This window comes from Longispora albida DSM 44784 (assembly GCF_000379825.1).
In the GTDB taxonomy this organism is placed as follows: Bacteria; Actinomycetota; Actinomycetes; order Mycobacteriales; family Micromonosporaceae; genus Longispora; species Longispora albida.
The window spans coordinates 907,945-913,944 of sequence record NZ_KB903813.1 but is presented as its reverse complement, the minus strand read 5'-3'; the positions used below and the strand labels follow the sequence as shown (position 1 = coordinate 913,944).

General features: G+C 68.8%; 9 protein-coding genes. All 9 read right to left on the bottom strand.

Annotation, left to right across the window (positions count from 1 at the left end; all coding sequences use genetic code 11):
* Positions 1-975: cobalamin biosynthesis protein (locus A3G1_RS0104385; RefSeq protein ID WP_018348248.1), on the bottom strand; the 975-nt coding region annotated here is incomplete at its 3' end.
* A gap of 61 nt (positions 976-1,036) precedes the next feature.
* Positions 1,037-1,555, bottom strand: a complete 519-nt coding sequence (locus A3G1_RS33125) for a single-stranded DNA-binding protein (protein WP_018348247.1) — start codon at positions 1,553-1,555, stop codon at positions 1,037-1,039.
* A 204-nt stretch (positions 1,556-1,759) separates the two neighbouring features.
* On the bottom strand, positions 1,760-1,981 hold the full coding sequence (locus A3G1_RS0104375; RefSeq protein WP_157640889.1) for a hypothetical protein: 222 nt from the start codon (positions 1,979-1,981) through the stop codon (positions 1,760-1,762).
* Positions 1,982-2,029: 48 nt separating this feature from the next.
* A complete protein-coding gene (locus tag A3G1_RS0104370; protein ID WP_018348245.1) occupies positions 2,030-3,151 on the bottom strand; it encodes a methyltransferase domain-containing protein in 1,122 nt (373 codons plus the stop codon).
* On the bottom strand, positions 3,148-4,113 hold the full coding sequence (gene tgmB, locus A3G1_RS0104365; RefSeq protein ID WP_026211800.1) for an ATP-grasp ribosomal peptide maturase: 966 nt from the start codon (positions 4,111-4,113) through the stop codon (positions 3,148-3,150). Before tgmB ends, A3G1_RS0104370 begins: the two co-directional genes overlap by 4 nt.
* A 15-nt stretch (positions 4,114-4,128) precedes the next feature.
* A complete protein-coding gene (locus tag A3G1_RS0104360; RefSeq protein ID WP_018348243.1) occupies positions 4,129-4,404 on the bottom strand; it encodes a hypothetical protein in 276 nt (91 codons plus the stop codon).
* Positions 4,405-4,449: 45 nt separating this feature from the next.
* A complete protein-coding gene (locus A3G1_RS0104355; RefSeq protein WP_018348242.1) occupies positions 4,450-5,154 on the bottom strand; it encodes a metallophosphoesterase family protein in 705 nt (234 codons plus the stop codon).
* 80 nt (positions 5,155-5,234) lie between these two features.
* Positions 5,235-5,471: a hypothetical protein gene (locus A3G1_RS33120; RefSeq protein WP_083936731.1), complete on the bottom strand. Its 237-nt coding sequence runs from the start codon at positions 5,469-5,471 to the stop codon at positions 5,235-5,237.
* A complete protein-coding gene (locus A3G1_RS0104345; protein WP_157640888.1) occupies positions 5,468-5,818 on the bottom strand; it encodes a hypothetical protein in 351 nt (116 codons plus the stop codon). The genes A3G1_RS33120 and A3G1_RS0104345 overlap by 4 nt, the downstream gene beginning before the upstream one ends.
* Positions 5,819-6,000: the final 182 nt, after the last annotated feature.

Here is a 6,000-nt window from a genome sequence, read left to right as displayed (position 1 = left end):
CCCCCGCCGCCACATCCAAGCCACCGCAGCACGCCGCACCGGCGCAGCCAGCGCGTGCCCTGCCGTCGCCACCAGCGCCGCGACCCCCACCGCCGCCGACAGCCGCGCGGCCCGGTAGATGTCGCGTCCTGCTGGTGGTGCGCCGTCGCCAAGGTGTGGCCGGACCTCGACGCGGCTGCCGTAGTCGTTGCGCCCGCCCAGGCGCAGGCCGAGCGCTCCGGCCGCGGCCGCTTCGACCTGTCCCGAGTTGGGGCTCGGGTGTTCGCTGCCGTCCCGGAGCCAGGTCCGCAGGGCAGCTCCTCGCCGGCCCTTGCCGGCCACGAGCACGGTCAGCACGGCGCCGAGCCGGGCCGGCACCAGGTTCGCCAGGTCGTCGAGCCTGGCCGCGGCCCAGCCGAACTTCTCGTACCGCGCCGACCGGTGCCCGATCATCGCGTCCAATGTGTTCACTGCCCGGTATCCGACGAGCCCGGGTATCCCGGCCACCGCTCCCCAGCACAACGGCGCGACAACAGCATCCGAGGTGTTCTCGGCCACCGACTCGACGGTGGCTCTGGCGAGTTCCGCTGGCCCGAGTTCGTCGGGCTTGCGCCCGCACAGGCTGGGAAGTTTCGCGCGCGCCTCGTCCAGGTCTCCGACGGCGAGCGCGTCGGCCAGCCGGGTCGCTTCGCGCCGCAGGCTCGTACCGCCGAGCACCGTCCAGGTCGCGATCGCCATGACGGCCGCCCGCGCCACCGGCTTGTTCCGGGTCGCGTACTGCGCCACGGCCGCCACCGCCACGGGTACCGCCACAGCGACCGCCACGTGTTTCGCCCCCGCTGCCCGGCTGGGCGCGTAGGTCTTCCGTTCCAGTGCTGCGGCGGCCTGGCCGTATCCGGCTACGGGGTGGAATCGGCGTGGGTCGCCGAGGAGCCGGTCGAGGAGGTACCCGGCGGCGAGCCCGCCAGCGTTCGCGGCGGCTGTGGAGAGGCGCATGTGACCAGCCTAGGGTCCGCGCCTGCCCGCACGCTCCCGCCTCCGGGTACCCCGCCGTCTTCTAGGCCCCCGCGTAGGCGAGCACCGGGAACTCCTTCACGACATCCCCTTCGCCCACCTCACCCTCCTCCTCAAGGTCACCCGCCACGGCCTCGGTGGCTTCCCCGCCCGCGTACACCTCGTCGGTCCCGTCGTCGATCATGTCGGTGGCTGTCGGCCGCCAGCGGGCGAAGCGGCTGGTTCCCCGGGCGAGGTCGTGCCCGACGGCTGCGGCCTCCAGTTCGTACATGGTTCGCCGTTCGCCGCTGTCGGTGGTGAATTCCCTGGTGAACAGCCGTCCGGTGACGACGAGCGGGTCGCCTTGGCGTACGGACAGCTGGACGTGTTCGGCGAGGCGCCGCCAGCAGGTCACGCGGACGCGGAGGGAGTCTCCGTCCACCCAGGACTCGGTGGTCTTGTCGTATCGGCGGGTGGTGGACGCGATCCGGAAGCTGGTGACCATCTGCTGGCTCAGGCTGGTCCGCCTGGTCTCCGGTGGATTCAGCACATTCCCGACGATCGTCACGTTGGTCTCAAACATCAAGCTTTCCCTTCCTCTCGGTTCAAGGAAGAGCCTGCAACCCCACGCACCCCACTACAGCGACCCTGTGGACACTCAACACGTCCGGCTGAACAGGGAAAACGTGGGCCTTGGCTCGGGATTGGGTGACGTTATGAACAGCCTGTGGATAACTGCCGTTCAGTTTGAGACCTTAGCAGCCCTAACTCAAAATGAACAGTGAGGCTAGCGGCGACGGCGGCGACCTCGGTGCTTGCGCCGGACGGGGATGCGCTCGCGGGTGATCCGGTCGATCATGGCGAGAATCCGCCGGTCAAGCTCGGCCGGGTACTCGGGGGTGACGGGGCACCAGATGGCGCGGAACGCCTCGCCGAACTCCTCGTCGGTGCTCGACTCATCGCGCAGTACGTCTATGGGGCGGCGGGCCGCCATCTGATCACCTTCCAAGAGGCGGCCCCGCCGGGCGGGAAGGCCAGCGGGGCCGCGCGACGCTAGCTAGCGCCAGTCGTTGTCGGGGCTGTCGACCCAGTAGCGGGCTGGCTGGTTGATGCTCGCGGTGATGCCGAACCGGTCGCGGGCGGGCCTGCCGTGCTTATCCCATGTGGCGACCGCGCCCTCAATGACAGCCCAGAGACGGCGGGGGCCGCCCTCGACCACGGTGTTGCCGTCGATCTCGACCCATGAGCCGTCCTCGGCCTGAACGAGCAGCCGATCGGGGCCGTTGTCGTAGCTGATGGTGCCGGGAAGCTTGATGCCTGGCTCGTCGAGCTGGAGCACGAACCGGAACCCGGGATCGTCGAGGATGGCGGGGTCAAGCGTGGTTGTACGGGTTGACGTGCTGGAGTGGTCGAGCTGTGCGCCGAACGTGCCAGGCGTCCGGAACGGGCTGCCTGCCTCGGCGCGTAGCCACATGAAGTGGCCCGGCACGTCGAGGAACGCGCCGACTGCGGTATCGGCGTTTGCCTTGTGCAGCACGACGAGGCTGCTCGCCAGTTCGCCGCGCACGTCGGCGACGATGCTGCCCCCGATCCGGAGTTGCGTGATCCACGCGGGCGGGACCTCGGGCACGGCACAGGTGGCGATGATCCTGTCGTACGGGGCGAGAGCCGGAATGCCGAGCGCACCGTCGCCCGCTGTCAGGTGTGGCCGGTAGCCCAGCTCGGCGAGCCGGTCGCGGGCGGCGTCAACGAGCGCCGGGTCGATATCGATGCTCGTGACGTTCGCCGCGCCGAGCCGGTAGCACAACAGGGCGGCGTTATAGCCGGTGCCGGTTCCGATCTCCATGACGCGCTGCCCGTCCTGCACGTCGAGCAGGGTGAGCATCCGGGCCATGAGGCTTGGCATGGTTGACGAGCTGGTCGGCCAGGCGATGTCGATGCCGGGGACCGTCGCGCGCTGGGTGGTGAGCGAGTCGTCGGAGTACACGGCGGCGAGCCACTCGTCGCGCTGGGCGCGATCGGCCCCGGAGATGAGGGCACCGTCGTCGCGCCGGTAGAACTCGGGAACGAACACATGGCGTGGCGTGCTCTCGAAAGCCTCTCGCCAGCCGGGCGCGAGTACCCCCTCGGCGGCGAGCTGGTCAGTGAGGGTCCGGGCGCGGTCCTGCCAGGTGGTCATACGTTTTCCCCGTTCAGTAGTGCGGCGAGGGTCGCCGCGATCGGCGCCCCCGTTTCGTCTTCCAGCCAGCCCCATTGGCCCATCGGGTTGCCCTCAAGGAACCACCATGTGCCGTCAGGGCTGACCACGAAGTCAAACGCGCAGTAGGTCAGGCCGAAGGTGCCCATGTAGGCGGTGAGCTGGCTGACGATCTGTCGCGGCGTGTCAATGGGTGCGTAGCGCAGCGCGCCGAAGTCCGAGCGCCAGTCCACGTGAGCCCGGTCGCTGTCGGCGTAGATCGCGACAGACAGCGCAGTCGCGCCGACCATCGTGACCCGGACCTCGTAGCTTTTCGGTACCCAGGCTTGGAACTGATGGGCGGTGACGGCGAGCTGTTCGGGGTTGATGGCGGCAGGGTCGACTTTGGTCGTGTAGGTCATGAGGGGCTCAGCGCCCTCGGTCAGCACGGTCGATGAGAGGGTCTTGCACACGATGGGGCTGCCGAGTGCTGCCGCCCATTCGGTGAGCTGGGCGTGGTTGTTGGTGATCAGGGTCCGGGGAACGTCGAGCCCGCACCGGATCGCCGCGCGCAGCCCGAGAGGCTTGTACTCGGCGGCGGCGACCCGGTGCGGATGGTTGACCCACAGAGCATCGAGGGACGCGAGCACGCCCCCGAACCCGAGACGGGCCTCGACGGTCGCGAACACCGTGTCGCCGTCCGACAACCCCTCGGGGAGAACGAACCGGGTCGGCCGCCGGTAGTACACGCTCCCGACCTCGCCGAGGTTCACGGAAAAGCCGTCACCGTGCAGCACACCCTGCCAGCCACCCTCGCCCGTGGACGCCGCAAGGTGCAGGTGCCGGGGGAAGTCCCCGGTGTCCATGCGCACGACACGCGCGTCACGCTTACGCAGCGCATAGACCACAGCGTCGGCCGTCGAGTCATCATCGGCGGTCAGCACAAGAATCGTATTCGCGATCATCGAGGCACCCGGTTCCTAGGAGTCGGTCGTGGTGACGGTGATCGTGTCGCTCTTAACGTTGCCGTCGTCAGACGTCGTGGTCGGGTCCTTGCGGGTGCCGCTCGTGGTCGCGGTGTCGTGCTTCTTGCTCGCGGGCGGCATCGGGAGCGCCAGGGTCGCGGCGAACGGGCGCAGCGTCCCGGGCGTGTGGGCAATCGGGTAGGTCACGCCGCCGCGCTCGCTGAGCGGCAGCAGCGACCCGCCGGGAACCAGGGGGTCAATCCGGGTGTCACGGGAGTGCAGGGGGTGCATGTCTCTTCCTCCTTCGAGATCCTCGGTTTCCTTACAGGCAGGCACCTACGCGGCGGCGAGCGCGCGTACGGGCACCTGCACATCTGTGTAGTCCTGGCGCAGCGCCCAGGCACAGTTATCGACGGTGATACCGCCCGGCGTGGCAGCGCGCGGCGATCCCCAGTGGACGTGACCACAGAACACATGGTCGGCCCCGGCGATGTCGGCGACCTCACCCAGCAGCCAGCTACCGAGCTTCCACGGCGCGGCCTTCTCACCGATCGTGATGCCGATCGCGGGAGCGTAGTGCCACATGAGCAGCTTCACTTGCGCGCCGCACCCGGCTAGCCACGCGGCGACCCGCATCGCACCGGCAGCGTTCTCGGCATCGACTGTCGACGACCAGCCGCCCCCGAAACCGATCCCGCCCGCAACAGCGACGGTAATGCCCCGGACCGTGACCACAGCGCCGGAGTAGTCAAGCAGCGTCACGCCAGCATCAGCCAGGATCGCGGCGTTCTCGGCGATCTCAGCGCGCGTCCGCTGGTACGTGTCGTGGTTCCCCCACACTGCGAGCTTCGGCAACGAGGTCACCGACAGGTCAGCGGCAACCTGGCGCATCTGCTTAGGCGTGCCCCCCTGCGACAGGTCGCCGGGCAGTACCCAGAGATCTGCTCCGTTGTCCTCGCCTCGGCGGATGAGGTCAGCGAACGATGCCGGGTAGTCGGTGCGGCCACGGTGCCAGTCCGAAAGGCCAACAGCCTTGATCAAGTTTCCTCCCTCTGCGGGTGGCCTGAGGGCTCGCCCCTGGTTGAGCTGGGCGAGCCCCTGCACTTCCCGTAACGGTCCGGTTAGGGCAGCGACGCAAGGTTGATGAACACCTCGCGTTTGAGCACGGCGTCACCCGCGCTGTTGAGCTGGTATCCCTCGACCCACGCCCAGCCCGAAACGCTCGACCGGCGGTCGCTGAGCTTGGTAACGCGCAGAAGCAGCCCCTTCGCAAACTGAGGGCTCGACGCGCGGGTAAGGCGCAGCACGTCGCCCGGCTTCGGTCTCGGAACCGGGGGGCTCAGTGCGGGCGGCTTCATGCCGACACCCAGCCGCGCGAGTTGAACGCGGGAGGCTCCGGCGCGCGGTGCTGCCCCCACCCGGGCAGCCACGCCGCCGCGCGGGTCAGCAGTGGCGGGGCGACCGGCGGGGGCTCCACGCGCGGAAGCCCGGCACCGTCCAAGTACTCAGTGGCCTCGATCGCCGCCGGGCACGGGCCGGGAACGTTGCAGATGATGCAAGCGCCGCTGAAGTTCTTGATGTGCTCGCGCAGCGTGGCGCGACGCTGAGCAGGGACGGAGTACACGCGCCCCTTGGCGACCGCGGCCGTAGCCGAGGGCGGCGGAGCGTGGAACACTGGGCGCGAGTCGATTGGGCTTCGATCCATCAGATCGCCTTTCGGTTCGGCCCGGGGCGGGGCACTGGCGCCAACCGTTCACCCGCCCCGGGTGCTTGCCGTTGAGCTGCCCTTTTTGGGCGTTCGTGCGCAAATCAAGATCACAAGGTGTGACGGGAGCCACACACCCAGACTAGCGCTCAAACTTAAAAACTCAAGTTGAGAGATAAAGT